This is a genomic window from Frigoribacterium sp. ACAM 257 (assembly GCF_007954365.1).
In the GTDB taxonomy this organism is placed as follows: Bacteria; Actinomycetota; Actinomycetes; order Actinomycetales; family Microbacteriaceae; genus Frigoribacterium.
In genome coordinates this window covers 472,462-499,222 of the sequence record NZ_VOLO01000002.1, presented here as the reverse complement: position 1 = coordinate 499,222, position 26,761 = coordinate 472,462, and the positions used below count along the sequence as shown (strand labels likewise).

The window sequence follows — 26,761 nt, the reverse complement described above, 5'->3', positions numbered from 1 at the left end:
TCCGAGAGGGACGGGCCCCGCCTCTTCGTGCCCCCGCCGCGCCTCCCACGACGGGGTACCAACGCGAAAGCGACGAAACAACGTGGAAGATCACGTCGTTTCGTCGCTTTCGCGTCGCGCTGGCGCCGTCAGAGGCGGAGCGGCGTCACTCCCACTCGATGGTGCCCGGCGGCTTCGACGTGACGTCGAGCACGACACGGTTGACCCCGTCGACCTCGTTCGTGATGCGGTTCGAGATCTTGGCCAGCACGTCGTAGGGCAGTCGCGTCCAGTCGGCCGTCATGGCGTCCTCCGACGAGACCGGGCGCAGCACGATCGGGTGGCCGTAGGTGCGACCGTCGCCCTGCACGCCCACCGAACGGACGTCGGCGAGCAGCACGACCGGGCACTGCCAGATGTCGCCGTCGAGACCGGCGGCGGTCAGCTCGGCGCGCGCGATCGCGTCGGCGTGCCGCAGCAGCTCGAGGCGCTCGTGGGTCACCTCGCCGATGATGCGGATGCCGAGTCCCGGCCCGGGGAACGGCTGGCGGCCGACGATGACCTCGGGCAGGCCGAGCTCGCGGCCGATGGCACGCACCTCGTCCTTGAAGAGGGTGCGGAGCGGCTCGACGAGCTCGAACTGCAGATCTTCGGGCAGGCCGCCCACGTTGTGGTGGCTCTTGATGTTCGCGGTGCCCGTGCCGCCGCCGCTCTCGACGACGTCGGGGTAGAGCGTGCCCTGCACGAGGAACTTGACGTCGGACTCGCCCTCGGCCGCGGCCTCGAGCACGAGCGCCTCGGCGGCGCCCTCGAAGCTGCGGATGAACTCGCGCCCGATGATCTTGCGCTTCTGCTCGGGGTCGGTGACGCCGGCGAGCGCGTCGAGGAACTGCTGCTCGGCGTCGACCGTGACGAGGCGGACGCCCGTCGAGGCGACGTAGTCCTCCTCGACCTGGCGACGCTCGTCTGCGCGCAGCAGGCCGTGGTCGACGAAGACGCACACGAGCTGGTCGCCGACCGCCTCGTGCACGATGGCGGCCGCGACGGCCGAGTCGACACCTCCGGAGAGACCGCAGATCACCCGCGACGAGCCGACCTGCTCGCGGATGCGGGCGACCTGCTCGGCGATGACGTTGCCGCTGTTCCAGTCGGCGGGGATGCCGGCGGCGCGGTGAAGGAAGTTCTCGAGCACGGCCTGGCCGAACGACGAGTGCTTCACCTCGGGGTGCCACTGCACGCCGTAGAGCTTGCGGGCGTCGCTCGAGAACGCGGCGACGGGGGTCGCGGCGCTCGACGCGAGCACGTCGAAGCCCTCGGGCGCCTTCGAGACCGAGTCGCCGTGGCTCATCCACGTCGTCTGCGAGGTCGGCTGGCCCGAGAGCAGGGTGCTGTCGCCCTCGGCGAGGGTGACGTCCGTCGCGCCGTACTCGCGCTGACCGGTGCGCGAGACCTCGCCGCCGAGGGCCTTCGCCATCGCCTGGAAGCCGTAGCAGATGCCCAGCACGGGCACGTCGAGCTCGAGGATCGCCGGGTCGAGACCGGGGGCGCCCTCTTCGTAGACGCTCGACGGACCGCCGCTGAGCACGATGCCGACGGGGTTCTTCGCCGCGATCTCGGCGGCGGTGATCGTGTGCGGCACGATCTCGGAGTAGACGTTGGCCTCTCGGACGCGTCGCGCGATCAGCTGCGCGTACTGCGCCCCGAAATCGACGACGAGGACGGGGCTCTGGGCCGTCTCGGTGGCTTCTGTCACGCGGGGGCTCCCTGGGTGCTGGGGGTGGGCTCGGCGACCAGCGCTGCGTGCTCACGCATCGCCAGCTTGGTCATGTGGCTCTCGACGAAGAACGAGAGGAACGGCACGACGCCGCCGAGGGCGATGATGATGAACCGCGAGAACGGCCACCGCATCAGGCTCCAGAGGCGGAAGTCGGCGAAGAGGTAGACGACGTAGAGCCAGCCGTGCGCGATGAGGATCGCGGTCGACAGGTTGAAGCCGGTGGTGATCGAGTCGACGGGCACGAGGAACCCGCCCTCGCCGCCGAGCTGCATCTCGAGCTGCAGGGGCGTGTACTTGAAGGCCATCTCGAAGACGAGCAACAGCAGCATCACGCCGGTGACGTAGGCGGAGATCTTGTAGAACTTGACGGCACCCGGGATCTTCGGGATGTCGCGTTGCCGGGGCTTCAGGGGCATGGCCTCGATCCTACCCGCGGAGGCGGCGGGGCCAGGGCGGGGTCGGTCGTCGTCGAGCCGGCGAAGGAGGCGCGGGTCGGCGAGCGAAGGAGGAGCAGGTCAGGAGGCGGTCGCCCCCTCGAGCCGCGCCTCCTCGGCCTCGTCGACGTCGCGCTCGAAGCGGTCTCGCACGAGCCGGAACCACAGGAAGATCGCGAAGCCGGCGAACACGACCCACTCGATCGCGTAGAAGACGTTCAGCCAGTTGAGCGAGCGGTCGCTCTCGGGGGCGACGGAGTCGATGGCGGCGAGGCCGTCGACCGGGTCGGCGGACACGACGTAGCCGGAGTAGACGTCGCCGTCGAGGTCGGTCCACTCGTTGACGAGCATCGGCACCGACACGACGTTCTCCCGCCCCTCGCGGAAGTCGCCGTCGGAGGGCTGGTCGCTCGGCATGTAGCGGCCGGTCACGGTGACCGTGCCCGTGGGCACGGCGCGCTCGGCGGCCTCGGCACCGCCCTCGTCGCTGCTCCAGCCGAGGGCGACGACGACCGACGACCCGTCGGCGTCGTCGACGAGACGACCGATCAGCCACGAGCCGGGGTCGCCGCCGTTGTAGCGGTCGACGACGACGCGGAAGTCGTCGGGCGCGAACTGCCCGGTGACCGTGACCATCTGCCCGCCGACGCGGTCGAAGAAGGACGACTGCGGGTCGACGACGTCGCTGAGCACCTTGACGGTCTCGGTCTCGGGGTTGACCTCTTGACCGCTCTCGACGCTTCGCTCGATCTGCCAGTGTCCGAGCCACGCGAAGATGCCCGCGATCACCAGGCAGAGGGCGAGCATGGCGATCCAGCGGGGGCGCCGGGCGACCTCCCACATGGAGGCGGGGACGTCGACGTCGCTCGAGACGGGAGCGTTCTCGGTGCGGGTCACGAGGCCGATGGTACCTGCGCCCTCGCGGGAGCCTGCTGGGTGTCGACCGTGCACGCTGCCTGCGTCCGCGCCCGGGTCAGTACTCGGGGTCGCGCCGGCGCGTGGCCCTCTGGTCGGACTGCTGCCCGGCCTGGTCGGCGAGGATCGCCGCGCGGGCCCGGTCCTGCTCGTCGAGGTCGTCGTACTCGTCGGGCTCTGCCGTGGCTGCGGCTGCGGCTGCGGTCGCCGCCGCGGCGCGCTCTCGCGTGCCGAGCAGGGCCTCGTCGTCGGCGTCCGCCTCGGCCTCTGCATCGGCCCCGGCTGCGCCGCGGCCGTCGCCGGGACGCGTCGCAGCCGGCTCGTCCCCGGCGAGCGCCGCCTCCATCAGGGCGATCTCTTCCGAGTGCCGGGCGTCGCGCTCGAGGCGACGCGCCTCGGTCGCCTCGCGCTCCGCTCGGCGGCGGGTGCGGAGCACGACGCCGCCGATGCGCTCGGAGTTCGACGCGAGCACCGGGCCGAGAACGGCCATGATGAGGACGTAGAGCCCGGCGAAGGGCTGCAGCCGCTCGTCGAGCCCAGCGCCGGCGGAGAGCGTCGCGAGGATCAGCGCGAACTCGCCCCTGTTCTGCAGGATCACGGCGGTGTTGATGCCCGCCTGCGGCCCGAGCTTGTTGAGCCAGGCGACGAACTGGCCCGCGATCACGTTCAGCGTGATCGTGATCCCGACGGCGATCGCGACGGGCCCGAGCACGCTCGGGAACAACGACGGGTTGAGTCCGAGGCCGAAGTTGAGGAAGAAGAAGGCGCCGAAGACGTCGCGCATCGGCAGGGCGAACTGCTCGACCCGGTTGCGGTACCGAGTCGCGCCGATGATGAGGCCGATGAGGAACGCACCGATCGCGTCGGTCACCCCGAGGATCTCGCCGAGGCCGGCGAAGAGCACGGCGAGGCCGAAGAACAACACCGTGAACAGCTCGTCGTCACGGGTGCGCATCAGCTTCGACACGACGGCGCCGCCCCACCGCGCGACGGCGAACATCGCGACCAGGAACGCGAACGCGACCACCAGCTTGAGCACGACGGGCAGCGGGTCGGTCTCGCCGCTGAGCACCACCGACACGATGGCCAGGTAGATGGCGATGAAGATGTCCTCGACGACGGTGACGCCGAGGATCATCGGCGTCTCGCGGTTCGCCAGGCGGTTGAGCTCGATGAGCAGCTTCGTGACGATGGCGCTCGACGACGTCGCCGTCATGCCGGCGATGATCAACGCCTCACGCGTGCCCCAGCCGAGCATGAAGCCGAAGACCAGGCCGACGCCCATGTTGACGGCGATGTAGCTGCCGCCCGAGACGATCAGGCGGCCGGCGTTGGAGAAGAACTCGTCCTGGTCGAACTCGAGGCCGAGGTTGAAGAGCAGCAGGATGAGCCCGAAGATCGCGATGAGCTCGATGTTGTGCGAGTCGAAGCTGATCGGGAACCAGCCGGTGTTCGTGCTCGCCAGCAGGCCGACGATCATGTAGATCGGGATGGACGGCAGGCCGATCAGCTTGCCTGCCCTGCCCAGCCCGTAGGCGATCAGCAGCAGGACGCCGAGGACGACCAGCTCCTCACCCAGGTGCACCGGCGATCAGCTCCCGGGCGGGGCGTCGACCGGGCTGCGGTGGCGCAGCTGGCCCGTACGGTACCAGGCGAAGGCCTTCGCGACCTTCTCGGGGCTGCCCGCCACGACCAGCGTGTCGCCGGGGAACACCTTGAAGTCGCCCGACGGCGCCGGGTTGGCCGCGTCGCCCCGCACGACGGCGACGACCGTGAGGCCGACGACGCCCTTGGCGCCGAGGTCGCCGAGCGGCTGGCCGGCGATGTGGTCGTCGTAGTCGACCGTGAACCAGTCGATGCTGAGGCCGGGGATCTGGTCGAGCGCCGACAGCGACTCGGTGATGCGCGTGCCGCCGAGCAGCTCGGCGAGCGTGTGCGCCTCGTCCTCGCTGAGGCGGAGCGAGACCTTCTTGACGTCGGCGCCGTCGGCGTCGTCGCTGAAGGTGATCAGGTCGCTGTGGCCCGAACGGTGCGTGATCACGCCGCACTTGCCGCCGTCGTCGGTGACGAAGGTGTGCAGCACGCCCACACCGGGGAGCTTCACTCGACGCACATCAGCCATGGTCCGACTCCAGGTCACTCAGGGGCAGTCGTCTCAGCTTAGCGACGGGCACGGACGCGGACACCGGGCTGCTCATGCGGTGGACAACCCCCGCTCGTCCCCAGGTGTTCCCGGAGCGACGGGTCGTTCTCGGCGGGCGGACGCAGGAGGCGCGGTGCCCGCCGAGCGGGCACCGCGCCTCCTGCGTCCTGGTCGCGTCGCGACCTCGTGGTGCTAGCTCGCGCGACCGCCCGGGGCGTCCGCCGACGTGTCGTCGGCGGGCGTGCCTGCGGACTCGACGACGTCCTCGCCGGGCTTCGGCGCCCCGCCCTGGTCGGCGCCGGGCACCACCATGTCGTCCTCCTCGAAGCCGAACGTGATGTCGGGCGCCTCGAGGCGGACACGGTCGGCGGACTCGTCGTCGGGCTCGAGCTGGCTGGCGCGCTCGGCCGCGACGCGCTTGAGGTAGTTGCCGACCTCCTCCTCGGTCTCGGCGTCGGACCAGCCGAGCACCTCGGCCATCAGCTTGGCTGCCACGGGAGCGGCGGACTCGCCCCTGTCCCACGCCTCGATCGAGATCCGGGTGCGCCTCGCCAGCACGTCCTCGAGGTGGAGCGCGCTCTCGTGGCTGGCCGCGTAGACGACCTCGGCCCCGATGTAGTCGTCGGCGCCGGGCAGCGGCTCGGCCAGCTCGGGCCGTTCGCGGACCAGCGCGAGGACCTCGTCGGTCAGCGTGCCGTAGCGGTTCAGCAGGTGCTCGACGCGCACCCGGTGCACGCCCAGCTGCTTGGCGATCTTGCCGCGCTTGTTCCAGGCGGCGTGGTAGCCCTCGGCGCCGAGCAGCGGGATCTCCATCGTCGTGCTCTCGGGGATGCGTCCGTCGAGCGCGGCGACCGCCTCGTCGATCGCGTCCTCGGCCATCACCCGGTAGGTCGTCCACTTGCCGCCGGCGACGACGACGAGGCCGGGCACGGTGTGCGCGACGATGTGCTCGCGCGACAGCTTCGACGTCTGGTCGGACTCGCCGGCCAGGAGGGGCCGGAGACCTGCGTAGACGCCCTCGACGTCGTCACGGGTGAGCGGCACGGCCATCACCTTGTTGACGTGCTCGAGGACGTAGTCGATGTCGGCCGCCGTCGCGGCGGGGTGCGCCTTGTCGAGGTCCCAGTCGGTGTCGGTGGTGCCCACCAGCCAGTGGCGGCCCCACGGGATGACGAACAGCACGCTCTTCTCGGTGCGGAAGATCATGCCCATGTCGGAGTGGATGCGGTCACGGGGCACGACGAGGTGCACGCCCTTCGAGGCACGCACCTTGAACTGGCCGCGCTCGCCCACCATGGCCTGGGTGTCGTCGGTCCAGACGCCGGTCGCGTTGACGACCTGCTTGGCCCGGATCTCGAAGTGCTCGCCGGTCTGGTAGTCGTGTGCCTTGACGCCGACGACGCGCTCCCCGACCTTGACGAAGCCCTCGACCCGCACCCGGCTGGCGGCGTGGGCGCCGTAGCTCGACGCCGTGCGCACGAGCGACGAGACGTAGCGGGCGTCGTCGACCTGGGCGTCGTAGTAGGTGAGGCCGCCCACGACCGCGTCCTTCGAGAGGCTCGGGATCGCGCGCAGGACCTGGGTCTTGCTGAGGTGGCGGTGGTGGGGCACCCCGGGCGGGCGCCCGCCCGTCCAGCTGAAGATGTCGTAGAGGGCCATGCCGGCGCCGATGTAGAAGCGCTCGTAGACCGGCTTGCTCAGGGGGTAGAGGAACCGCACGGGCTTGACGAGGTGCGGCGCGAGGCGCTGCAGCAGCAGGCCGCGCTCGATCAGGGCCTCGCGCACGAGGCGGAAGTTGAGCTGCTCGAGGTAGCGGATGCCCCCGTGCACCAGCTTCGACGAACGGCTCGACGTGCCGGAGCCCCAGTCGCGAGCCTCGACGATGCCGACGTTCAGGCCCCTCGTCACGGCGTCGAGGGCAGAGCCTGCCCCGACGATTCCGCCCCCGATCACGAGGATGTCGAGCTCTTCGGTCTTCAGCGCCTCGACGGCGCGCTCGCGCTCGTCTGGCCCGAGCTTCGCGGAGAGGGATTCGGTCGCGGTCGTGGCCATGCGGTGCCTCCATCGTCGGATCGGTCGCGGGCCCGAGGACCCGTGCATGCGACCATCCAACGCCCGATCGGCTGGCAGCGCCAGGTGAGATCGGGACGCCCGGGGAGGCGACGCCGCCTAGTGCGGCTGGTAGGGAGCGACGACGACCTCGCTGCGCTGGAACTCCTTGAGGTCGCTGTAGCCGGTCGTCGCCATCGCCCGACGGAGCGCGCCGATGATGTTCGCCTGGCCGTCGACGGAGTCGGCAGGGCCGTAGAGGATCTTCTCGAGGGTGCCGACCTGGCCGACGTGGACGCGACGGCCTCGCGGCAGCTCGGGGTGGTGCGCCTCGGCGCCCCAGTGGTACCCGCCGCCGGGCACGTCGGTGGCGCGGGCCAGCGCGGCGCCCAGCATGACCGCGTCGGCGCCGCAGGCGACGGCCTTCACGATGTCGCCCGAGGTGCCGAGCCCGCCGTCGGCGATGACGTGGACGTAGCGTCCGCCGGACTCGTCGAGGTAGTCGCGACGCGCACCGGCGACGTCGGCGACCGCGGTCGCCATCGGCGCGTGGATGCCCAAGGAGGCGCGGGTCGTGCTGGCGGCGCCGCCGCCGAACCCGACGAGGACGCCCGCCGCGCCCGTGCGCATGAGGTGCAGCGCCGAGGTGTACGTGGAGGCGCCTCCCACGATGACCGGCACGTCGAGCTCGTAGATGAACTTCTTGAGGTTGAGCGGCTCGGTCGTCTTCGACACGTGCTCGGCCGACACGGTGGTGCCGCGGATGACGAAGAGGTCGACACCGGCGTCGACGACCGTCTGGTACAGGTCTTGGGTGCGCTGCGGGCTGAGCGAGCCTGCCACCGGCACGCCGGCGGCGCGGATCTCGGCGATGCGGGCCGTCACCAGCTCGGGCTTGATCGGCTCGGCGTAGATCTGCTGCATGCGGGCGACCGTCTCGTCCTCGGGCAGGTCGCGGATCTCCGCGAGCACCGCCTCCGGGTCGTCGTACCGCGTCCAGACGCCCTCGAGGTCGAGCACGCCGAGGCCGCCGAGCTCGCCGATGCGGATGGCCGTCGCCGGGCTGACGACCGAGTCCATCGGCGCCGCGATGATCGGCGACTCGAAGTGGAACGCGTCGATCGACCAGCTGACGGACACGTCTCGGGGGTCGCGGGTGCGCCGGCTCGGGACGATCGCGATGTCGTCGAACGCATAGGCGCGGCGTGCGCGCTTGGAAACGCCGATCTCTACCTCAGTCACGCCGCAACCCTACCGGAGGCGCGGGCCGAGCCCCCGGGGCCTGCCTGCGCCGCCGCGCCCTGCCACCCAGCGCTGCTTGTCCTTCGCGCTTCGTCCGGCGTCGGCGTCATGGGACTCGGCAGGCGTGGGCCCGCCCCTGCCGCGTCCCTTCTCGCCGCCCGCGGGCGAAGGAGGCGCCATGCGTGGTCCCTCCACCTCCGCACCCGGCAGCGTGACTCTCCCCCGGGCTTCGTACTCGACACGGCCCGGGCTCCCTGCTCCTCCAGGCTCGCTTCATGGCCTCCCTCGCTGCCGACGACCTGCTGCTCGCCCGTGATCTCGTCGCGTCGGGTCGTGACGACCGCGAGCTCGCCCGCGCATGTGCCTCGGGGACGCTCGTGCGTGTCTGGCCCGGTGCCTACGTCCAGGCCGGCGTGTGGCACGCGCTCGACCCACGGGAGCAGCATCGTCGCCGTGCGGTCGCCGCCCTCGTGACTCGCCGGAAGGACGGGCTCCTCCTCTCCCACGAGTCAGCCGCGCTCGTCTGGGGCCTCCCGACATGGGGGTGGCCCGCCGGACCCGTCGAGCTCGTCGACCCGACCGCTCGACGCGGCACGTCGACCGCCCGCCTCCGCATCCGCGCCTCGCCCCTTCCTCTCGAGGAACGCGCGACGCGCTCGGGACTCCCGGTCACCTCCCTCGACAGAACCGTCACGGACCTGCTCCTGTCGCGGAGCCGGGTCCAGGCTGTGGTTCTCGCCGACCACCTGCTGCACTCGGGGCTGTCGACGCGCGAGCGCCTCCGTGCCCTGCTCGCCGTCCGCGCCGCTGCACGGCGACGTCGGACAGCGGCCTGGGCCGTCGAGTTCGGGGACCCCGGTGGCGAGTCACCCGGCGAGTCCGTCAGTCGCGTCGTCGCGCACGACGCCGGGTTCGTCGTACCCGAGCTGCAGGTCCCCTTCTCCGACGGGGACGGACTCATCGGGGTCGTCGACTTCGCGTTCCCCGTCCCGGACGAGCCGGACCGTCTCGTGCTCGGCGAGTTCGACGGTGACGTCAAGTACCGGGGTGCGACGTACCGGCACGGTCGCACGCCGGAACAGGTCGTCCAGGACGAGAAGTCACGCGAAGACCGTCTCCGTGCCCTGACCTCGACGGCGGGCTTCGTCCGGTGGACGCGCCGAGACATCGCCGACGCTTCGCGACTCCCGGACAAGCTGCGCCGTGCCGGCGTCGCGCGCAAGCGGTGACGGCGAAAAGGGACGAGGTAGGGGTGGACCCACCCCTACCTCGTCCCTTTTCGCCTACGACACGCGGCGCGGCGCGGCCGGCGGCCGGCGCGCGGCGCGCGGCGCGCGGCGCGGCTAGCGGCGGTAGTTGGGCGCCTCGACGACCATCTGCAGGTCGTGCGGGTGGCTCTCCTTGAGGCCGGCCGCCGTGATGCGGACGAACTTGCCCTTCATCTTCAGCTCGTCGACCGTGCGGCCGCCCACGTAGAACATCGACTGGCGCAGCCCGCCCGTGAGCTGGTAGACGACGTTGCCGAGCGCGCCGCGGTAGGGCACCTGGCCCTCGACGCCCTCGGGGATCAGCTTGTCGTCGGTGGGGACGTCGGCCTGGAAGTACCTGTCCTTCGAGTACGACGTGTTCTTGCCCCGGGTCTGCATGGCCCCGAGCGAGCCCATGCCGCGGTAGTTCTTGAACTGCTTGCCGTTCACGAAGACGAGGTCGCCGGGGCTCTCGTCGCAGCCGGCGAGCAGCGAGCCGAGCATGACGGTGTCCGCGCCGGCGACGAGCGCCTTGGCGATGTCGCCCGAGTACTGCAGGCCGCCGTCGGCGATGACCGGCACGCCGGCCTCACGCGCGGCGAGCGACGCCTCGTAGACGGCGGTGACCTGGGGCACGCCCACGCCGGACACGACGCGGGTCGTGCAGATGCTGCCCGGGCCGACGCCGACCTTGATGGCGTCGGCGCCCGCCTCGATGAGCGCCTCGGCGCCCGAGCGGGTCGCGACGTTGCCGCCGATGACGTCGATCGCCGCGAACGACGGGTCGGCCTTGATGCGCTTGATCATGTCGAGCTCGCCGGTGCTCTCGCCGTTGGCGGTGTCGACGACGAGCACGTCGACGCCCGCGTCGCGGAGCGCGCACGCGCGCTTCCAGGCGTCGCCGAAGAAACCGATCGCGGCGCCGACGCGGAGACGGCCCTCGTCGTCCTTCGTGGCGTCGGGGTACTTCTCGCTCTTGTCGAAGTCCTTCACGGTGATGAGGCCGCGCAGCTTGCCCGACTCGTCGACCAGGGGCAGCTTCTCGATCTTGTGCTGGGCGAAGATCGCGACGGCGGAGTCGGGGTCGACGCCCTCGGACGCCGTGATGAGCGGCGCCTTCGTCATGACGTCGCGGACGAACGTCGTCTGCATCTCGAAGGGCGAGACGAAGCGCATGTCGCGGTTGGTGATGATGCCGACGAGCGTGCCGTCGCGCTCGACGACCGGCAGGCCGGAAACGCGGAACTGGCCGCAGAGCGCGTCGACCTCGGCCACGGTCGCGTCCGGCGACGTCGTGACGGGGTTCGTGATCATGCCCGACTCGCTGCGCTTGACCTTGTCGACGTGCGCCGCCTGATCCTCGATCGAGAGGTTGCGGTGGATGATGCCGATGCCGCCCTGCCGGGCCATGGCGATCGCCATGCGCGACTCGGTGACCGTGTCCATCGCGGCGGACAGCAGCGGGACGGCGACGCGGATGCGCTTGGTGAGGCGCGACGAGGTGTCCGCCTCGCTCGGGATCACGTCCGTGCGCCCGGGGAGGAGCATGACGTCGTCGTACGTGAGTCCGATGAATCCGAACGGATCCGGCTGGTCCATGAGTCCCCTTCGAAGGAGCGAGTGAGGTGGGAGGAGGGAGCACCGGATCGCCGTCGACTCCGGTGATCGATCTTAACCCGGCCCGCGCCTCCTGCATTCCTGGCCCTGACACGCCGAGATCCGGCCAGGAGGACACGATTCGGTGACGAATTTTCGACTCTCGCCTGTGTCCTGCACGAAACACGGCCGACACACAGCGAAAGTATCTTCACCAACGACGGTGGGCCAGCGGCACCCGGGGCATCGCCCCGACTGGCACCTGTCCAGGAGGTTCCGTGAAACCCGACACGACCATCGCACCGCGCGCGCTGCGGCCTGCCCTGATCGTCACCGTCCTCGCGCTGTTGCTCGGCCTCGCCGGCTCCTTCGTCTCGGTGATGCTGGCGCCCGCCGCAGCCCACGCGTCCGGCGGTGCGACCGCCTCGTGCACCGTCGACCCCGCCACCGGCTGCATCCAGGGCAGCATCCGCACCTCAGAGGGCGAGCCCGCGAGCGGAGTCGTCCTGCAGGTGGCCGGCCCCGGCGGCTTCGAGCAGACCGCGGAGGTGGACGGCACCGGCCGCTGGGCGCTGCCCGTCACCGAGGCCGGCCAGTACACGGTCACGCTCGACACCGACTCGCTGCCCGACGGCCAGTTCCTCACGAACGCGGAGCAGGACGAGCGCATGGTGAACGCCACGCTCGGCGCCAACGCCGGCGTGATCTTCCAGCTCAGCGAGACCGAGGGCGCCACCACCGGCGGCGCGCAGGCCTCGTCGTTCAGCTGGGACCGCGTCGCGCAGCAGTTCGCGTCCGGCATCCGCCTCGGCCTGCTGCTCGCCCTCGCCGCGATCGGCCTCTCGCTGATCTACGGCACCACGGGCCTCAGCAGCTTCTCGCACGGCGAGCAGGTCACGCTCGGCGGGCTCCTCGCCTACGTCTTCGCGAACCAGCTCGGCATGAACATCTTCCTGGCGGCGACGCTGACGGTGGTCATCTGTGCCGCCACCGGGTTCCTGCAGGACGCGGCCATCTGGAAACCGCTGCGGAAGAAGGGCCTGAGCCTGACGCAGCTGATGATCGTGACGATCGGCCTCTCCATCGCGCTGCAGTACGCCTTCCAGTACTTCTTCGGCGCCGCGACGGTGCGCATCCAGACCGCCAACCCGACGACGGTCACGCTCGCCGGGGTCACCCTGACGGTGCAGTCGTACGTGGCCATGGGCATCTCGATCGTGGTGCTCGTGCTGACCGGGCTGTTCCTCACCAAGACCCGCACCGGTCGTGCCACCCGCGCGGTCTCGGACAACCCGGCCCTCGCAGCCGCGTCGGGCATCGACGTCGACCGCATCATCCGCCTGGTCTGGGTGCTGGCCGCCGGTCTCGCGGGCCTCTCCGGCGTGATGCTCGGCCTCGTGCTCAACGGCGTCAACTGGATGACGGGCCTGCAGATCCTGCTGCTCATGTTCGCGGCCGTCACGCTCGGCGGACTGGGCACCTCCTTCGGGGCGCTCGTCGGCTCGCTCATCATCGGCGTCATCGTCGAGCTCACGAACCTGGTGCTCCCGGGTGACTTCAAGTACGCCACCGCACTGCTCATCCTGATCGTCATCCTGCTGTTCCGGCCGCAGGGCATCTTCGGTCGCGCCGAGCGGATCGGTTGAGGGGAAGAACCATGGACTACGTCATCGACCTCATCCGCCAGCTCACCGGCGAGGCGCTCGCCCCGACCACCGCGGCGTTCGCGCTCGCGGCCATCGGCCTCAACATCCACTTCGGCTTCACCGGCCTGATCAACATGGGCCAGGCGGCTTTCCTGCTCGTCGGCGCCTACGGCTTCGCGATCTCGCTGGTGAACGGCCTTCCCCTCGGGCTCGCCGTGCTCATCGGCCTCGCCGGCGGTCTCGTGTTCGCGCTCATCCTGGGCGTCCCGACCCTGAAGCTGCGAGGCGACTACCTCGCCATCGTGACGATCTGTGCCGCGGAGATCATCCGCATGGTCGGCCGCTCGAGCATCCTCACGGACGTCACCGGCGGCTCGAACGGCATCACCGGCTCGTCGTACCGCGATCCCTTCACCGCCCTGTCTCCGCTGCCCGACGGCCAGACCACGATCCTGTGGTTCACCTACGACAACAACGGCGTCAACGGCTGGTGGATCCGCATCGTGGCCTGGGCGCTCGTCGCCCTGCTCTGCCTGATCGTCTTCCTGCTGAGCCGCAGCCCGTGGGGCCGCGTGCTCAAGGGCATCCGCGAGGACGAGGACGCCGTGCGCAGCCTCGGCAAGAACGTCTTCTCGTACAAGATGCAGGCGCTGGTCTTCGGCGGCGTGATCGGCTCGTTGGCGGGCATCATCTACGTGCTGCCCTCGTCGGTGCAGCCGGACGCCCTCGGCCGCTCGACGACGTTCTTCATCTGGACGGCCCTGCTGCTGGGAGGCGCCGCGACGGTGTTCGGACCGGTGCTGGGAGCGATCCTGTTCTTCGTCGTCCGCCTCCTGATCCGCACCCTGGCAGGCGACTTCATCCCCGCGAGCATCATGAGCAACCAGCAGGCGGACCAGTTCTCGTACGTCCTCGTCGGCATCGCCCTGATGTGCCTGATCATCTTCCGCCCACAAGGGATCCTCGGGAACAAGAAGGAGTTGTCGTTCAGTGTCTGAGACGAACACGTCGAGCACGACCTCGACGAACACGACCGGCACGACCGGCACGACCGGCCGTCGCGACAAGCCCGGCTACGACTACGACCGCGAGGTGCTGCGCGGCAAGCTCAGCAGCGTCGAGCGCACCCCCGGCTCGGCCAAGCCGGACTCGATCCTCACCGTCGACAACGTCGTCCGTCGCTTCGGCGGGATGACGGCCGTCGACGTGCAGCACGTCGAGGTGCAGCGCGGTGCGATCACCGCGCTGATCGGCCCCAACGGGGCCGGCAAGACGACCTTCTTCAACCTGCTCACCGGGTTCGACAAGGCGTCGTCGGCACCGACCACATTCAAGCGCGGGGTCGACACGGCCAAGTGGGTCTTCGACGGCAAGCCCATGGGCAACGTCGGCGCCGCGAAGGTCGCGCGGGCCGGCATGGTGCGCACGTTCCAGCTGACGAAGGCGCTCTCGCGCCTCACCGTCATGCAGAACATGCTGCTCGGCGCCCGCGACCAGCCCGGCGAGAACTTCTTCGTCGGCATCGTGCCGCCGCTGTGGCGGGCGCGCGAGCGCGAGATCACGATCAAGGCAGAGGACCTGCTGCACCGGTTCAAGCTGCATGAGAAGAAGGACGACTACGCGGGCAGCCTCTCGGGCGGCCAGAGGAAGCTGCTCGAGATGGCCCGCGCCCTGATGAGCGACCCCGAGATGATCATGCTCGACGAGCCGATGGCCGGAGTGAACCCGGCCCTGACGCAGTCGCTGCTCGGCCACATCCAGAGCCTGCGCGACGACGGCACCACCGTGCTCTTCGTCGAGCACGACATGCACATGGTGCGTCACATCTCGGACTGGGTCATCGTGATGGCCGAGGGCAAGGTCGTGGCCGAGGGCCCGGCCGACACCGTGATGGACGACCAGGCCGTCATCGACGCGTACCTCGGCGCGCACCACGACACCGACCTCGGCGACGACTCGCTGCTGACGGACTCGGTGCTCGAGGAGCTCGAGCAGGAGGTGGCAGCCGAGGACGCGGCCCGCGAGGCCGACGCGACGGGCGCCTCCTCGACGGCCGGCTCCGGTGGCGGCACGCCCGGGCGCGACCTGCCCGGCTCCCCCGACCCGTCGACCCCGACGGCCACGAACGCGGCCGACGGCCAGCAGAGCGGAGACAAGCGATGAGCGCCTCGACGACCGAGATGCACCCCGGCACCGAGAAGTTCGCCGGCATCGAGCCCATCATGAACGCCAGCGACCTCACGGCGGGCTACCTGCCGGGGGTGAACATCCTCAACGGCTGTGACCTCGTCTGCTACCCCGGCGAGCTGATCGGCATCATCGGCCCGAACGGCGCCGGCAAGTCGACGCTGCTGAAGGCCCTGTTCGGCCTCGTCAAGATCCACTCGGGCAGCGTCACGCTCGGCGGCGAGGACATCACGAACCTCAAGGCCAACAAGCTCGTGCAGGCCGGCGTCGGCTTCGTGCCGCAGACGAACAACGTGTTCCCCTCGCTCACCATCGAGGAGAACCTGCAGATGGGGATGTTCCTCCGCCCCAAGCTGTTCGCCGAGCGGCTCGAGTACATCTACGACCTGTTCCCCGTGCTCGGCGACCGTCGCGGCCAGCGTGCCGGGTCGCTCTCGGGCGGCGAGCGCCAGTCGGTCGCGATGGCCCGCGCGCTGATGATGGACCCGAAGGTGCTGCTGCTCGACGAGCCGTCGGCCGGTCTCTCGCCCGTGCGCCAGGACGAGACCTTCATCCGCACCCGCCGCATCAACAAGGCCGGCGTCTCCGTGATCATGGTCGAGCAGAACGCCCGCCGCTGCCTGCAGATCTGCGACCGGGGCTACGTGCTCGACCAGGGCCGCAACGCCTACTCGGGCACCGGACGCGAGCTGGCCGACGACCCCAAGGTCATCGAGCTCTACCTCGGCACGTTGGCCAAGGACGTCAACGAGTCGCACTGACGACTGCACGCGATCTGCGGCGTTGTCGGCGGCGGGCATGGCCCCGCCACAGCCCGCCGCCTCCGCCTTGCAGCTCACGCACTCTCGTCAGTGCGACGATCAGGCCCCGCACGATCTCGTGCGGGGCCTTCGTCGTGCGTGGGGGACGGTGTGGAGGCGGGGGCGCCGGTGACGGGGCCTGTCGCGCCCGTGCTGCACCGCGCCTCCTTCGCTGCCTGCGCTCGGCTGAGTACACCTGCCCTGCACCCCGAAGCGAGAGAGATGCTCTGAGACGTCCCCGTAGAGGCTGGCTCCGAGGCGTCGTGCAGCTCGGGTCACTCTCAGATCACGGGCAGTGGAGCCGGGCGGTCTCGAGGAGGTGCGTCGCGAGCACCCCGGGAGGCCGCGGTCCGGCTCGCGGAGAGCCCACAGCACGCAGGGCACCCGGGAACGCAGAGAGGCCCCGGTGCCGCAGCACCGGGGCCTCTCCGTCAGGCAGGGGCCGTGTTACTCGACCTGGCCCTCGACCGCCGTCTGGTAGACGGGGACGTTGTTGTCGTCGAACTTGTAGATGCCGATGAAGGCGCTCGACGGGTCGTTGTTGTCGTCGAACGCACCGATGCCCGAGGGGCCCGTGTAGTGGATGTCGTCGCCGGCCTCGATGGCCGTGACGCAGTCCGCGAACGTGCTGCACTCGGTGCCCTCGTCAGCACCCGACACCGCGGCCATGTTGGCCTGGATGGTGCCGGAGTCCGTTCCGCCGCCCTTCACCGCGGCGAGCGCTGCGAGGATGACGGCGTCGTAGGACTCCTGTGCGTACGAGTAGTCGGCCAGGGCCGAGCCCGCGGTGCGCTGGTAGAACTCGGCGAAGCGCGACTGCAGGTCGGTCGACGGGAACGCGCCGGGGATCGTGCCCTGGGCACCGGCGAGGGTGCCCGGGTCGAAGTCCTCGCTGTAGTCGGCCGTGTTGCCGTCCGACATGTAGACGGTGCTGATGTCGGCGCCCTGCGAGATGAGCTCGGGGACGATCGACTTGGTCTCGTCGAAGGCGAGCACGACGATCGCGTCGGGGTTCGTGGCCAGGGCGGCCGTCACCTCGGACGAGAACGTGGTCTGGCCGGGGGGGAACTCCTGGCCCTCGCCGGAGGCGCCGTAGACGACGGTGCCGCCCGAGGCCTCGATCGACTCCTGGACGGAGTCGCGGAGGCCGGTGCCGTAGGTGTCGTTGAAGACGAGGAACGCGACGTTGGCACGACCGTCGTTGACGATCTGCGTGCCCAGCGCGCTGCCCTGGACCGAGTCCGGCGGAGCGGTGCGGAAGTAGTACGACGAGTAGCCGCTGAGCGAGGTCGCCGTGTTGGCGGGCGAGATCTCGACGATGCAGGCGGCGGTGAGCTGGTCGATGACGTTGAGCGTGACGCTCGAGGACTCGGCGCCGATCGCGACCGGCACATCCGCGTCGATGAGCTGCGTCGCCGCGGCGCTCGAGACGGTCAGGTCGTTGCTGTCGCCCGAGTCGGTGGCGGGGTCGATGGTGACGTCCTGGCCGAGCACGCCGCCGGCGGCGTTGATGTCCTCGACGGCGAGGCCGACGCCGGCCTCGGCGGGCGGGGCCAGGTAGGCGAGCGTGCCCGTGTTCGGCAGGATCGTGCCGATGCGGAGGGCGTCCTGGCCGGGGCTGCTGGGCGCCTCGCAGGAGGCCGCGGGGTCGGCCTTGGTCGTCGACGACGCGGACGACGACGGGTCGTCGGTCGAGGACGAGGTGGTGGAACAGGCTGCGAGCAGAACGGAGGCGGCTCCTGCGAGCGCCAGGGCCCTCAGCCCTTTGGTGGATCGGATCATCCGTGGTCCCTTTCATGAAGCGCGTACAGCCGGACCGACACTAGGTGGACGGTCCCCGCGATTGAGAAGAAACTAGGGGCGGAATGTTTCCTGCGTGTGTTCTCCCGGTCACCCTGCCGTTTCGTTAGCAATTCGTGACATCGACTCAGCACCTGCGGGACGCCCGCCCGCAGGGTCGGGCGCGAGCGTCGCCGCACGGTCGGCCGCCCGGCCTCGTGCCCGGTTGTTCCGGCTCGTCAGCACCATGTCGGTCGTCAGCACGATCAGCGCGACCCAGACGATCGCGAAGCCGATCCACCGGCTCGTCGGCATCTCCTCCCGCAGCAGGACGACGCCCACGACGAACTGCAGGACGGGCGCGAGGTACTGGGTCAGCCCGATGGTCGCGAGGGGAAGGCGACGGGCGGCCGCGGCGAACAGGAGGAGCGGCACGGCCGTCACGATCCCCGAGCTGACCACGGTCAGGGTGTGCAGCAGGCTGACCGAGCCGAACACCACGCCCCCGCCGATGCCCGTGACCGCCAGGACGACGAGCGCGACCGCCGCGAACGGCGCCACCGCCATGGTCTCGAGCGTCAGCCCGCCGACGGCGTCGACCTTGCCGCCCATCTGCTTCTTGACCAGGCCGTAGGCCCCGAACGAGAAGGCCATGATCAGCGAGGGCCACGGCACGCCGCCCGTGCCCACCGTGATGACGACGACGGCCACGGCGCTCAGGCCGATCGCGACCCACTGCACCGGCCGGAGGCGCTCGCGCAGCACCAGCACCGCCAGCAGCACCGTGACGATCGGGTTGATGAAGTAGCCGAGGGCCGCCTCGACGACGTGCCCGGCCAGGGTAGCGACGATGAAGGTCGTCCAGTTGACGACGATGAGCGCACCGGCGAGCGCCATGGTGCCGACGATGCGCCCCTGCCGCAGCAGGGCCAGGAACGCCGGGAACTTGCGGGTGACGGCGAGCAGCACGACGCAGAAGGCGAGGGAGAACAGGATGCGCCACGAGACGATCTCGAACGGCCCCGAGGGCGACATGAGCAGGAAGAACACCGGCAGCACGCCCCACAGGCCGTAGGCGCTGACGGCGTAGGCCAGACCGCCCGACGAGGAGGTGCGGGTGCGGGTCACGAGAGCGCTCTGCGGTTCACGGGACGACTCTAGGGCGGGCCGCCGTCACCGGACACGGCCACTCCTGCCACCGTGGCCCGCTCAGCTGCCGTTCCGGCCGCCGTGCTGCCTGCCGTCCCGCCTGCAGTGTCGCGTGCCGTCCTGCCTGCCGGGCACGACGAAGGCCCCCGCCTGAGCGGGGGCCTTCGGGTGGATCAGGTGCGTCGTCTGACTAGCGGACGATGACGGCGAGGACGTCGCGCGCCGAGAGGACGAGGTAGTCCTCGCCGGCGTACTTGACCTCGGTGCCGCCGTACTTGCTGTAGATGACCTTGTCGCCGACGGCGACGTCGAGCGGCACGCGGTTGCCGTTGTCGTCGATGCGACCCGGTCCGACCGCCACGACCTCGCCCTCCTGGGGCTTCTCCTTGGCGGTGTCGGGGATCACGAGGCCGGAAGCCGTGGTCTGCTCGGCTTCGACCTGCTGGATGACGATGCGATCTTCGAGCGGCTTGATGGAGACCGACACGGTTGACCTCTGCTTTCTCGGAACTTCGTAGAACGTGGGCTGGCACTTGCCACGTGCGAGTGCCAGATCAACTGTAGAGCCGAACTGGCACTCGGTCAATCCGAGTGCCAGAGTCGGTCGGCGATGGGCGAGACTGGGGGCATGGACACCGCTGAGCTCCTCGACGTTCTCTCGCCCGAGGGCCTCCGGCTGCTCGACTCGCTCCCGCCGTGGAGCGCGTCGGACGACGTCGTCGCGTCGGTCGCGGCCCTCCGCCGCCAGGGCCACTCCCCCTCCCTCGTGGCCGCGGTGCTGAGCCAGTCGAGGCTGCGGGCCAAGGCCGTCACGAAGTTCGGGGACTTCGCCAGCCGCATGCTGTTCACCGAGGCCGGTCTCGAGCAGGCCACCCGCCTCCCCGTCGCCGCCCGTCACGCGGGTCGCTACCGGACCGCAGGGCTCGGCAGCGTCGCCGACCTCGGCTGCGGCATCGGCGGCGACGCGCTGGCGCTGGCCGCCCTCGAGCTCGACGTGCTCGCGGTCGACCGCGACGAGGTCACCGCGGCCGTCGCCTCCTACAACCTCGCGCCGTGGGCGTCGTCCCGCGTCGTGCACGGCGACGCCGCGACGGTGGACGTCGGCGACGTCCAGGGCGTGTTCCTCGACCCGGCGCGACGCACCGCCGGCCACGGCACGACGAGGCGCCTGGCAGACCCTGCCGACTGGTCGCCCTCCCTCGACGTCGCCTTCGGCTGGGCAGAGCGCCTGCCGACCGGCGTCAAGCTGGGCCCGGGAGTCGACCGCGAGCTGCTGCCCGCCGACGCGGAGTGCCAGTGGATCTCGGTCGACCGCGAGGTCGTCGAGGTCGGCGTCTGGTTCGGGCCGCTCGCACGCCCCGGCGTGGGGCGAGCAGCCCTCGTCGTGGGCACGCACGGCGCGGCTGAGCTGACGGCCCCCGCCGACTCCGACGACGTCGAGGTCGGCGATCTCGGCGAGTACCTCTACGAGCCCGACGGCGCCGTGATCCGCGCCCGGCTGATCGGCGACCTGGCCAGGCGACTCGGCGCCAGGACCCTCAGCCGCGACATCGCCTGGCTCACCTCGGACGAGGCGGTCGAGACGCCGTTCGCTCAGGTGTTCCGTGTGGTCGAGACGTTCCCGCTCGACGAGAAGACGCTCAAGCGCGAGCTGCGCACCCGCGGCATCGGTCGCCTCGAGATCAAGAAGCGCGGCGTGGACGTCGACCCCGCGGCGTTCCGCAAGCGGCTGTCGCTGCAGGGCACGCACGCGGCGACACTCGTCCTGACACGGGTGGCGGGCCGCCACACGGCGCTGCTCTGCGAGCGCGTCTGAGGACGGTGCCCCCGCCGTCGTGGCGGCTGCGGGCGCTGGCGGCCGGCTGCGCGGCTGCCTCGCAGCCCTGTGGGCCGGCCGCCCTCGCGGTCAGCCCTGGGAGGTGCGGGTCAGGACTGCCCGTAGCCGCCGTCGAACGTGCCGGAGGACCCGCCGGGCATGCTCGCGAAGAACACGATGATCCCGATCCAGATGATCACCGCGAGCGCGATGCCCGCGTAGCCGACGATCAGGCCCGGCAGCCACAGCTTGCGTGACGTTCGCTCGCGGCGGCTCGCGATGTGCCCGAGGACGACCCCTGCGATCGAGAACACCACGGCGGCCCCGAACGTGACGATCACGCCGAGGGCCCCCACGACGGCGGCGACGAGGGACAAGATGCTGAGCACGCTCGAGGGCTTCGTGGCACCTGCGGAGGCGTACGGCGAGTAGGCAGCGCCGTAGGGCTGCTGGGGTGCGCCGTAGGGCTGCTGGGGTGAGCCGTACTGCTGCGGCGGGGCGCCGTACGGCTGAGGCGCGGCGCTGTACTGCTGCGCGGGAGCACCGTACTGCTGAGGCGCGGCGCCGTACTGCTGCGCGGGAGCGCCGTACGGCTGCTGCGGAGCGCCGTACGGCTGCTGCGGGGGAACCGCGTGCTGCTGCGGGGCACCGTAGGCCTGTTGGCCCGGCTGGCCGTAGACGGGCCGAGGAGGCGCCTGCGGCGCACCGTACGGAGCCGACGCCGGCGCCTGCGGCGCACCGTACGGAGCCGACGCCGGAGCCTGCGGCGCACCGTACGGAGCCGACGCCGGCGCCTGCGGCGCACCGTACGGAGCCGACGCCGGCGCCTGCGGCGCCGACGCCGCGGCCCCCGGAGCCACGAACGGGTGGTGCGAGGGCTGAGGCGCGGGCGGCTGCGAGGCGGCGCCGGGGAAGGCGGTGGGCGGCAGCGGCGGCGACGAGGCAGGTCGGTCGTGGTCGCCCGACGGGGCAGGCGAGGGAGCGGAGCCGGGAGCCGGCCGCTCGGTGTTCGGGTCGTCGGTGGCCATGAGGAGCCTTTCGCGTGCGGGGCTGCTGCGGACGAGTCGCGTGGTCGACGCGCTCAAGGTGCGGGAACGGGGCCCGCGCCGGTGAGCGCGGACCCCGTCATGCTATCCATCGAGCCCTGGAGCGCCCGGGGTGCCCGGGCCAGGAGGCGCGCGACCGACTCAGTAGGTGTCGTAGTTGATGCCGGTCGAGGCGGCGGCCGCGACGAAGATGATCACGAAGACGATGGCGATGATGAAGAGCGCGACCGCGACGTATCCGAGGATGAGCCCCCAGAGCGCCATGCTCCGGCCCTCTTCGCCGGTCTTCTTGATCTGGCTGAGCGAGATGTGGCCCACGACGATCGCGCCGATGCTCGCGATGCCCGTGAAGAAGCCGGCGATGCCGAGGATGAGGGCGACGAGTGCGAGCGAGTTGCGCTGCGCAGGTGCACCGTAGCCGCCGTTCGGCGCCGGCGGCGCCTGGTACGGGTTCTGCTGGTAGGCGTCCTGCTGGTAGGGCTGGCCCTGGGGGGCCGGGTTCTGATCGGTCATGTCCCGTGGTCTCCTTGGTCGTGAGGCCCCCACCCTAGCGCGAGGGGCAGGGGACGGCTCGGCTGAGCACGCCGCCTGTGGACAACGGGGCGCGGCCCGCGTCAGACCTGGACGACCGTCACCGGCAGGGTCGAGTCCGCCCCGAAGTCGAGCGGCGACGGCGCACGCCCGCGAGAGACGAGCTGAGCGCCGAGGGCCGCGATCATGGCGCCGTTGTCGGTGCAGAGCGACAAGGGCGGCACGCGCAGCTCGATCCCGGCGGCGGCGCAGCGCTCCTCCGCCAGCTGTCGGACCCGCGCGTTGGCGACGACGCCCCCGCCGAGCAGGAGGCGCGGCACGCCCAGCTCGGCACACGCGTCGAGCGCCTTCGTGAGCAGGACGTCGGCGACCGCCTCGCGGAAGCTGGCGGCCACGTCGGCGACCGGCACCTCCTGCCCCTCGTCACGGCGGCGCTCGACCCACCGCGCGACGGCGGTCTTGAGGCCGGAGAACGAGAAGTCCCACCGGTGCGCGGCTCTGTCCTTCGGGAGGGTGAGCCCCCTCGGGAACCGGATCGCCGCAGGGTCCCCGCCGACGGCCACGCGGTCGATGTGGGGCCCGCCGGGATAGGGCAGCCCGAGCAGACGGGCGACCTTGTCGAACGCCTCGCCCGCCGCGTCGTCGATGGTCTCGCCCAGCAGCTGCACGTCGTCGACGAGGTCGCGCACGTGCAGCAGCGAGGTGTGGCCGCCCGAGACGAGCAGGGCGACGGTCGGCAGCTCGAGGTCGCTGCCGTCGTCTCGCAGCACGTCGGCGCCGACGTGCCCGACGAGGTGGTTCACGGCGTAGAGGGGCTTGCCCGTCGCGAGGGCGAGGGCCTTCGCGGCCCCGACGCCGACCATGAGCGCGCCGGCCAGCCCGGGGCCGCTCGTCACGGCGATCGCGTCGACCTCGTCGAGTGTGAGCCCGGCCTCCGCGAGCGCCGCACGCAGGGCAGGCTCCATCGCGTCGAGGTGGGCGCGCGCGGCGACCTCGGGCACGACGCCGCCGTAGCGCGCGTGCTCGTCCATGGACGACGAGATGACGTTGGCGAGCAGCTCGGTGCCCCGGACGATGCCGACCCCGGTCTCGTCGCAGCTGGTCTCGATGCCGAGCACGACGGGAGCGTGGGCCGGCGTCGAGGAGGCGGTCGTCTCGGTCACGGCAGCTGCTCGCTCTCGCTCGTCTCGGTCACGGCGGTCGCCGACGCGGCGGCGGTGCCCGCGAGCTCGGTCGTCGTCGCCGGCACCTGCAGGCGCATCACCACCGCGTCCACGCCGTCGGGCATGTAGTAACGGGGCCGCACCGCGATCCCCTCGAAGCCGAGCGACTCGTAGAGGCTCTGCGCCCCGGGGTTGTCCGCGCGCACCTCGAGGAACACGTCGCGGACGCCGCGTCGCCTGGCCTCGGCGATCATCTGCCCCATGAGGGCCCGCCCGAGCCCGACGCGACGCGCCTCGGGCAGCACCGCGATGGTCTGCACGTCGGCGTCGGGAGCCCCGGGCAGCACCATCAGACCGCTGTAACCCACGATGCGGGTGTCGTCGACGTCGGGCACGGCGACGAGGTAGAAGCCGTCGCGGGAGGCGAGCTCGTGCGCCATGCCCTCGCGTGACCAGGCGTCGTTCACGAACACGGACGTCTCGATGGCCATGACGGCGTCGAGGTCGTCGACGGAGGCGCGACGCAGCCGGAAGCTCACTGGCTGACCGTCTTCGGCCGGGCCGCCGGCGTCACGTCCGGCTCGCGCAGGTAGAGAGGAGCCGCGTCGGCGAACGGCCGGCCGTGCTCGAAGAGCCGCTCGGCCAGCATGCCGAGCGCCCCGGCCGACACGACGGTGTCGTCGGGGTCGGTGCGGGGCCACGTCGAGGAGGCGCCGGTCGCCTCGCCGAGGAGCGCCGGCACCACGAGCGCGGGCCCCCCGGCCGCCACGGGGAGGCCGTCGTCGTCGAGGCCCGCCCAGGCCGTCCACGCCACCTCGCGGCGGCGCGCGTCGGTCACCACGACGAGCGGGGAGTCGAGGCGGCCGCCCGCGTCGGCGACCGACCTGCCGGCCGCGGCGCTGAGGCGCTGGAAGGCGACCGCGTCGTGGCTGCCGACGGCGAGACAGGGCACCCCGGCGCCGAACGCGTACGCGCGGGCGGCGACGATGCCGACCCGGAGACCGGTGAACGGGCCGGGCCCGACCCCTGCCACGACGGCGCTGAGGTCGCGCGGCGAGACGCCGGCCTCGGTCGTGACAGCCTCGATGAGCGTGCCGATCACCTCGGCGTGCCGACGGGTGTCGGCGACGGACCGCTCGGCGAGGACCCCGCCGTCGCGGTCGACGACGGCGACGGCCGTGCCGGCTGAGGTGTCGATGGCCAGGATCACGAGGTCAATCGTAGGCGGTGCCGCCGACGCGGCCGCCGCCTCCTCGGCTGGGGTCGGATGCCCGACGCAGCAGGACTCAGGAGGCCGAGGGGTCGACTTCCTGAACCGTGCACGATCCAGGACCGCGGCTCCCTCCCCCGCGCGGATCAGGACACGTCTTCCTGAATGAGGAGAGGGACAGGAGGCGCGGGTCAGCGGTGCTGCGAGAGGAGCGCGAGCACGTCCGCGTGGCGCCCCTCGGCCTCGGCGTCGCGGAGGAACCGGACGCGCTGCACGAGCACCTCCTCGACGTCGGGCTGCTGCTCGAGGATGCTCACGGTCTCGTCCAGGAACTCCTCGAGCGGCATCGCCGACTCGTCGTCCTGCTGGCCCATCAGCGTGGTCTGCACCGCCGGCGGCACGAGCTCGACGACCTGCAGGGGCGTGTCGGCCCACTGCACGCGCAGGCTCTGGGTGAACGAGTGCACCGCGGCCTTGGTGGCGGAGTAGGTCGGCGTCACGGGCAGGGGCACGAACGCCAGGCCCGACGAGACGGTCATCAGCACGCCGTCGGGCTTGGCCGCGAGCCAGGGGCCGAATGCGGCGGCGGTGCGGATCGTGCCGAGCAGGTTCGTCGTGACGATCGACTCGGCGACGGCGAGGTGCGCAGGGTCGCGCAGGTCCTCGGGGAGCATGATGCCCGCCATCGTGACGACGACGTCGAGGTCGGGGTGCTCGCGGGTGACCGTCTCGAAGGCCGAGCGGATCGACTCGGGGTCGGCGACGTCGAGCTCGACGGCGTGCACGCCGGGGTGCGTCGCGACGATCTCGTCGAGCAGGGCGCGGCGGCGGCCGGCGACGATCACGGTGTCGCCGCGGGCGCTCAGGCGCTCGGCGAGGCCGAGGCCGATGCCCGACGTGGCGCCGGTGATCAGGACTGTGTTGCCGGTGGTCTTCATGGTGTCTCCTCGGTCAGTGGCCGTCGGGGCGCGGCGCCCCGTCGCGGTCCAGCCTGCGCCGCGCCTCCCTCGGGGGAAAGGGAGCGCCGATCGGGGGAGCGCCGGTCCCTGGTCCCCGCAGCGGCCAGGGTCGAGGATGGGCCCATGGACCGTCCCGGACTCGCCGAGTTCCTCCGTGCACGCCGCGAGGCGCTGCAGCCCTCCGATGTCGGCCTGCCCGTCGGCGCCCGTCGTCGCACGGCCGGCCTGCGGCGGGAGGAGATCGCCGCGGTCGTCGGCATGTCGTCCGACTACTGGGCCCGCCTCGAGCAGCGCCGGGGGCCGCAGCCCTCCGACCAGATGCTCACGGCCATCGCGCGCGGGCTGCGCCTCGACCTCGACGAGCGCGACCACCTCTTCCGTCTCGCCGGCCATGAGGCTCCCCGCCGCGCCCGGCTCTCGCCCCACGTGAGCCCCGGCCTGATGCGCGTGCTCGACCGCCTCGACGACACACCAGCGCTCGTCATCACCGAGCTCGGCGAGACCCTGGCGCAGAACCGTCTCGCCGCCGCGGTCTTCGGCGACGGGCTCGGCTGGACCGGCCTCGACCGCAGCGGCATCCACCGCTGGTTCGCCCACCCGGAGGCGCGCGGCCAGTACCCGGAGCGCGACCACGAGCACCAGGGCCGGCTCCAGGTCGCCCAGCTGCGGGTCGCCGCGTCGATGGCCGACCCTGACCCCCTGGCGGCACTGGTGGTGGCGAGCCTGCTCGCGTCGAGCGAGGAGTTCCGTCGCTACTGGGACCTGCAGGAGGTGGGCAGCCGCTTCGACGAGCACAAGACCCTGCTGCACCCCGAGGTCGGCGAGATCGAGGTGCACTGCCAGGCGCTGTTCACCGAGGACCAGTCGCAGGTGCTGCTGGTGCTCACGCCCATGCCGGGGTCGGGCGCGGGCGAGGCGCTCGCGCTGCTCGGCGTCGTGGGCGAGCAGCGGTTCAGCACCGCCCGCGACTGAGTCGGCGGGGCTGCGGCCGTTCCTCAGGAGGATGCGCTCGCGCGGTCCTGCATGCTGCACGCCTCAGGACGCCGCGTCCCCTCCCCGCACCGCTCAGGACGGATCTTCCTGAATGAGGAGC

At 71.3% G+C, this 26,761-nt stretch carries 24 protein-coding genes; 7 read left to right on the top strand and 17 right to left on the bottom strand.

Annotation, left to right across the window (positions count from 1 at the left end):
* Window positions 1–145 precede the first annotated feature (145 nt).
* From guaA to ES689_RS08740, 7 genes are all read right to left on the bottom strand, one after another.
* A complete protein-coding gene (gene guaA / locus ES689_RS08770) occupies window positions 146–1,732 on the bottom strand; it encodes a glutamine-hydrolyzing GMP synthase (RefSeq protein ID WP_123547738.1) in 1,587 nt (528 codons plus the stop codon).
* Complete coding sequence (locus tag ES689_RS08765) at window positions 1,729–2,172, bottom strand: DUF3817 domain-containing protein (RefSeq protein WP_123547737.1); 444 nt, start codon at window positions 2,170–2,172, stop codon at window positions 1,729–1,731. The genes guaA and ES689_RS08765 overlap by 4 nt, the downstream gene beginning before the upstream one ends.
* A gap of 99 nt (window positions 2,173–2,271) precedes the next feature.
* Window positions 2,272–3,087, bottom strand: a complete 816-nt coding sequence (locus ES689_RS08760) for an SURF1 family protein (protein ID WP_191330311.1) — start codon at window positions 3,085–3,087, stop codon at window positions 2,272–2,274.
* 76 nt (window positions 3,088–3,163) lie between these two features.
* A complete protein-coding gene (locus ES689_RS08755; protein ID WP_146902969.1) occupies window positions 3,164–4,690 on the bottom strand; it encodes a cation:proton antiporter in 1,527 nt (508 codons plus the stop codon).
* 6 nt (window positions 4,691–4,696) lie between these two features.
* Window positions 4,697–5,227, bottom strand: coding sequence for a cation:proton antiporter regulatory subunit (locus tag ES689_RS08750; protein ID WP_146902966.1), 531 nt, complete (start codon window positions 5,225–5,227; stop codon window positions 4,697–4,699).
* 213 nt (window positions 5,228–5,440) lie between these two features.
* Window positions 5,441–7,300, bottom strand: a complete 1,860-nt coding sequence (locus ES689_RS08745) for a glycerol-3-phosphate dehydrogenase/oxidase (protein WP_146902964.1) — start codon at window positions 7,298–7,300, stop codon at window positions 5,441–5,443.
* A gap of 117 nt (window positions 7,301–7,417) precedes the next feature.
* Window positions 7,418–8,539, bottom strand: a complete 1,122-nt coding sequence (locus tag ES689_RS08740) for a GuaB3 family IMP dehydrogenase-related protein (RefSeq protein ID WP_146902960.1) — start codon at window positions 8,537–8,539, stop codon at window positions 7,418–7,420.
* A 275-nt stretch (window positions 8,540–8,814) separates the two neighbouring features.
* Here ES689_RS08740 and ES689_RS08735 point away from each other — a divergent pair, with 275 nt between their 5' ends.
* Entirely contained in the window at window positions 8,815–9,768 is a 954-nt protein-coding gene (locus tag ES689_RS08735; RefSeq protein ID WP_146902958.1) for a hypothetical protein, read from the top strand.
* A 114-nt stretch (window positions 9,769–9,882) separates the two neighbouring features.
* Here the strand turns inward: ES689_RS08735 and guaB are convergent, their stop codons facing one another.
* The gene (guaB, locus tag ES689_RS08730) at window positions 9,883–11,385 is read right to left on the bottom strand and encodes an IMP dehydrogenase (RefSeq protein WP_146902955.1); all 1,503 of its coding nucleotides are present in this window, start codon (window positions 11,383–11,385) and stop codon (window positions 9,883–9,885) included.
* 275 nt (window positions 11,386–11,660) lie between these two features.
* Between guaB and ES689_RS08725 the strand changes: the two genes are divergently transcribed.
* The 4 genes from ES689_RS08725 (at window position 11,661) to ES689_RS08710 (ending at window position 15,976) form a co-directional block, all read left to right on the top strand.
* Window positions 11,661–13,028, top strand: coding sequence for a branched-chain amino acid ABC transporter permease (locus ES689_RS08725; protein ID WP_223269491.1), 1,368 nt, complete (start codon window positions 11,661–11,663; stop codon window positions 13,026–13,028).
* An 11-nt stretch (window positions 13,029–13,039) separates the two neighbouring features.
* Complete coding sequence (locus tag ES689_RS08720) at window positions 13,040–14,026, top strand: branched-chain amino acid ABC transporter permease (protein ID WP_123547729.1); 987 nt, start codon at window positions 13,040–13,042, stop codon at window positions 14,024–14,026.
* 94 nt (window positions 14,027–14,120) lie between these two features.
* Entirely contained in the window at window positions 14,121–15,191 is a 1,071-nt protein-coding gene (locus tag ES689_RS08715) for an ABC transporter ATP-binding protein (protein ID WP_146903631.1), read from the top strand.
* Between the two features lie 17 nt (window positions 15,192–15,208).
* Window positions 15,209–15,976: an ABC transporter ATP-binding protein gene (locus tag ES689_RS08710; RefSeq protein WP_146903628.1), complete on the top strand. Its 768-nt coding sequence runs from the start codon at window positions 15,209–15,211 to the stop codon at window positions 15,974–15,976.
* 486 nt (window positions 15,977–16,462) lie between these two features.
* On the opposite strand, the gene ES689_RS08705 is transcribed toward ES689_RS08710, so the two are convergent.
* The 3 genes from ES689_RS08705 to groES all read right to left on the bottom strand — a co-directional run bounded on the left by ES689_RS08705 (window position 16,463) and on the right by groES (window position 19,430).
* Window positions 16,463–17,797 (bottom strand): ABC transporter substrate-binding protein, encoded by a 1,335-nt coding sequence (locus ES689_RS08705; protein ID WP_146902952.1) that lies wholly within the window; start codon window positions 17,795–17,797, stop codon window positions 16,463–16,465.
* 108 nt (window positions 17,798–17,905) lie between these two features.
* The gene (rarD, locus tag ES689_RS08700) at window positions 17,906–18,922 is read right to left on the bottom strand and encodes an EamA family transporter RarD (RefSeq protein WP_146902949.1); all 1,017 of its coding nucleotides are present in this window, start codon (window positions 18,920–18,922) and stop codon (window positions 17,906–17,908) included.
* Between the two features lie 211 nt (window positions 18,923–19,133).
* A complete protein-coding gene (gene groES / locus ES689_RS08695) occupies window positions 19,134–19,430 on the bottom strand; it encodes a co-chaperone GroES (protein WP_123355202.1) in 297 nt (98 codons plus the stop codon).
* 141 nt (window positions 19,431–19,571) lie between these two features.
* On the opposite strand from groES, the gene ES689_RS08690 reads away from it, so the two are divergent.
* Window positions 19,572–20,759, top strand: a complete 1,188-nt coding sequence (locus ES689_RS08690; protein ID WP_146902946.1) for an SAM-dependent methyltransferase — start codon at window positions 19,572–19,574, stop codon at window positions 20,757–20,759.
* Window positions 20,760–20,869: 110 nt separating this feature from the next.
* Here the strand turns inward: ES689_RS08690 and ES689_RS08685 are convergent, their stop codons facing one another.
* The 6 genes from ES689_RS08685 to ES689_RS08660 form a co-directional block, all read right to left on the bottom strand.
* Window positions 20,870–21,787 (bottom strand): DUF4190 domain-containing protein, encoded by a 918-nt coding sequence (locus ES689_RS08685; RefSeq protein WP_146902922.1) that lies wholly within the window; start codon window positions 21,785–21,787, stop codon window positions 20,870–20,872.
* A 159-nt stretch (window positions 21,788–21,946) separates the two neighbouring features.
* Window positions 21,947–22,318 carry a DUF4190 domain-containing protein gene (locus ES689_RS08680; protein ID WP_146902919.1) on the bottom strand — a complete coding sequence of 124 codons (372 nt, stop codon included), beginning with the start codon at window positions 22,316–22,318 and terminating at the stop codon, window positions 21,947–21,949.
* Window positions 22,319–22,419: 101 nt separating this feature from the next.
* On the bottom strand, window positions 22,420–23,499 hold the full coding sequence (gene tsaD, locus ES689_RS08675; RefSeq protein ID WP_146902917.1) for a tRNA (adenosine(37)-N6)-threonylcarbamoyltransferase complex transferase subunit TsaD: 1,080 nt from the start codon (window positions 23,497–23,499) through the stop codon (window positions 22,420–22,422).
* Entirely contained in the window at window positions 23,496–24,038 is a 543-nt protein-coding gene (rimI, locus tag ES689_RS08670) for a ribosomal protein S18-alanine N-acetyltransferase (protein ID WP_146902914.1), read from the bottom strand. The genes tsaD and rimI overlap by 4 nt, the downstream gene beginning before the upstream one ends.
* A complete protein-coding gene (tsaB, locus tag ES689_RS08665; protein WP_146902911.1) occupies window positions 24,035–24,709 on the bottom strand; it encodes a tRNA (adenosine(37)-N6)-threonylcarbamoyltransferase complex dimerization subunit type 1 TsaB in 675 nt (224 codons plus the stop codon). Before tsaB ends, rimI begins: the two co-directional genes overlap by 4 nt.
* A 191-nt stretch (window positions 24,710–24,900) precedes the next feature.
* Entirely contained in the window at window positions 24,901–25,647 is a 747-nt protein-coding gene (locus tag ES689_RS08660; protein ID WP_146902908.1) for an SDR family oxidoreductase, read from the bottom strand.
* Between the two features lie 144 nt (window positions 25,648–25,791).
* On the opposite strand from ES689_RS08660, the gene ES689_RS08655 reads away from it, so the two are divergent.
* Window positions 25,792–26,640 carry a helix-turn-helix transcriptional regulator gene (locus ES689_RS08655; protein WP_146902905.1) on the top strand — a complete coding sequence of 283 codons (849 nt, stop codon included), beginning with the start codon at window positions 25,792–25,794 and terminating at the stop codon, window positions 26,638–26,640.
* Window positions 26,641–26,761: the final 121 nt, after the last annotated feature.